The 3,164-nt window shown below is 76.9% G+C and carries 2 protein-coding genes; both read left to right on the top strand.

Annotation, left to right across the window (positions count from 1 at the left end; genetic code table 11):
* The coding region (locus AC2CHG_RS30865) for an iron ABC transporter permease (RefSeq protein ID WP_484526147.1) at positions 1–2,069 on the top strand (2,069 nt) is incomplete at its 5' end.
* Positions 2,070–2,114: 45 nt separating this feature from the next.
* Complete coding sequence (locus tag AC2CHG_RS30870; RefSeq protein WP_355513087.1) at positions 2,115–3,017, top strand: siderophore-interacting protein; 903 nt, start codon at positions 2,115–2,117, stop codon at positions 3,015–3,017.
* Positions 3,018–3,164 lie beyond the last annotated feature (147 nt).

Consider the following 3,164-nt stretch of genomic DNA (forward strand, 5'->3'; position numbering starts at 1 on the left):
GGCCGGCCCCGGTCGGGCCGCCGCCCGCCCGGCGCAGCCGGGTGGCCGGCGCGTTCGCCCTCGCCGCCGCGCTGCTCGTCGCGATCACCGCGGTGCACCTCACCCAGGGCACCTCCTCGGTGGGGGCGCTGGACCTGCTCCGGCTGCTCACCGGCGGCGACGACGAGACCGCCCGGGTGCTCGTCGCCTCCCGCCTGCCTCGGCTGCTCACCGGCCTGGCCGTCGGCGTCGCGCTGGGCTTCGCCGGCGCGGCGTTGCAGTCGACCACCCGCAACCCGCTCGCCTCGCCGGACACGCTCGCCGTCAACGCGGGCGCCCACCTGGCGATCGTCTCCACCGCCGCGTTCGGGATCGCGCTGCCCGCGCTGCCCGCGGGCGGGCTGGCGTTCTGCGGCGGACTCGCCGCCGCCTCCCTGGTCATGCTGCTCTCGGCCGGCGGTCAGGCCGCCACCACCCGGCTCATCCTCGCCGGCTCGGCCACCGCGATGGCGCTCTCCTCGCTGACCATGCTGCTCATGCTGCTGTTCGAGCAGGCCACCATCGGCCTGTTCGCCTGGGGCAACGGCTCGCTCGTACAGGGCGACCTGGTCGCGTTCACCCAGCTCGCCCCCGTGATCGGGGTCGCCGCTCTGGTGCTCGTGGCCCTCGGGCACCGGCTGGACCTGCTCGCCCTCGGCGACGACACCGCCACCGTGCTCGGGCTCAACGTGCGCCGTACCCGGCTGACTGTCGTGCTGCTGGCGGTGCTGCTCTCCGCCGCGGCGGTCACCCTGGCCGGCCCGATCGGCTTCGTCGGCCTCGGCGCGCCGGTGATCGTCCGCCTGCTCGGCCGGTGGGTGCCCGAGGTGCACCGGCACCGCATCCTGATGCCGCTGTCCGGCATCGTCGGCGTGGTCATCGTGCTCGGCTCCGACGTGCTGCTGCGCGCCGTGCTCGGCGGCCAGGCCGGAGTCGACGTGCCGACCGGCGTGGTGACCACGCTCTTCGGCGCGGTGCTGCTGGTCTGGCTGGCCCGCCGCCACCGCGACGCCGGGCCGACCCGGCAGGCGCCGGGCGGCCACGCCGCCGTCCGCTCCCGCGGCTTCGTCGCCACCGTCGTCACGGTATGCGCGGTGGTCGTCATCGCCGCGCTGGTGCTCGGCATGCTCGCCGGCGACACGTGGGTGCTACTCGGCGACATCGTCAACTGGGTGCAGGGCCGCACCGGACCGGCGTACACCTTCGTGCTGGACGCCCGCTGGCCGCGCGTCGCCGCGGCGCTGCTGGCCGGCGCCGCGCTGGCCCTGGCCGGCACCACGGTGCAGGCGGTGTGCCGCAACCCGCTCGCCGAACCGGGCATCCTCGGCATCACCGGCGGCGCCGGCATCGGCGCGGTGTCGCTGCTGACGTTCGCGCCGATGGCCGGCGTGCTCGCCCTGTCCGGCGCTGCCGGTCTTGGCGCGGTCGTCGCGTTCGCGCTGGTCTACGGCCTGGCCCGGCGGCGAGGGCTCAACTCCGACCGGCTGGTGCTGATCGGGTTCGCGGTCTGGCAGGGCGGTACGGCGATCATCACGTTCATCGTGGTGTCGTCCGACCCGTGGAACACCGGCAAGGCGCTGACCTGGCTGTCCGGCTCCACCTACGGGCGTACCGCACCGCAGGTGCTGCCGGTGGCGATCGCGCTGCTGATCGCGCTGCCGGTGGTCGCCGCGGTGCGCCGCGAGCTGGACCTGCTCGCGCTCGACGACGACACGCCCCGGGTACTCGGCGTCCGGCTGGAACGCGCCCGGCTGGTCGCGCTCGGCCTGGCGGCGCTGCTCACCGCCACCGCCGTGTCGGCGGTCGGCGTGATCGGCTTCGTCGGCCTGGTCGCGCCGCACGCGGCCCGGGCGCTCGTCGGCGGGCGGCACACCCGCGTCCTGCCGGTCGCGGTGCTGCTCGGCGCCACCCTGGTCAGCCTCGCCGACACGCTCGGCCGCAGCGTCATCGCCCCCGCTCAGGTCCCCGCCGGTCTGGTCACCGCCATGATCGGCACCCCGTACTTCGTCTGGTTGCTGTGGCGTTCCCGCGCCGCGGCAGCCGCCCGTTAGCCCGTTCACCGACGCACCCCCCACCGGCCGTGAGAGGAATGACGCATGACCAGCACCCTGGCCGTCGCGCCCTGGCGAGTCTTCACCGTCGAGGTCCGCGTGCTACGCCGGCTCGGCCCGTCCTTCCTTCGGGTGACGCTGACCGGCCCGGACCTGGACCGGTTCGCCGACAACGGGTACGACCAGCGGATCAAGCTGGCCCTGCCGCCGGTCGACGGCGCGCCGGGGGAGCTGCCCGACGGGCCGGACTGGTTCCCGCGGTGGCGTGAGCTGCCGGACGCGTTGCGCAGCCCGATCCGCACGTACACGGTCCGCGCCGTGCGGCCCGAGGCGTACGAGGTGGACGTGGACATGGCGCTGCACGGCGACGGCGGCCCGGCCACCCGGTGGGCCCGGCGGGCCCGCCTCGGCGACCGGATCGCCGTCGTCGGCCCCGACGCCGGGTGGGACGGCCCGCACGGCGGGGTCGAGTTCCAGCCGCCCGCCGGCGCGACGCTGCTGCTCGCAGGCGACGAGACGGCCGCGCCGGCGATCTGCGCGATCCTGGAGCGGCTGCCCGCCGACGCGCGCGGGCACGCGCTGGTGGAGGTGCCGGAGAGCGGCGACGAGCTGCCCTGCCGGGCCCCGGCCGGCGTCACTGTGACCTGGCTGCCCCGCGACGGCGCCCCGCACGGCAGCCGGCTCACCCCGGCCGTGACGAGCCTGGCCGGCCGGCTGGTGCCGGTACCGGTACCGGTGGCCGCCGCGCCGCTGGCCGAGGTGGACGTGGACCGGGACATCCTGTGGGAGGTGCCGGAGCGGCCCGACGGCGCGGCGCTCTACGCCTGGCTGGCCGGGGAGGCGGCGGTGATCCGCGGCCTGCGGCGGCACCTGGTCACCGAGCGGGGCATGGACCGGCGCGCGGTGGCGTTCATGGGCTACTGGCGGGCCGGTCGCGCGGAGAACTGATCGTCCCCACCACCGACGGAAGCGGGGGGGGGGGGGGGGGGGGGGCGCGGGCGGGGTGGCGGTGGTCCTGGGGGGGGGGGGGGGGGGGGGGGGGGGGGGGGGGGGGGGGGGGGGGCGTCCCCCCCCGGCTCCTTCCTGCTGCGGATC

It is taken from the genome of Micromonospora sp. ATLC20 (genome assembly GCF_057196585.1).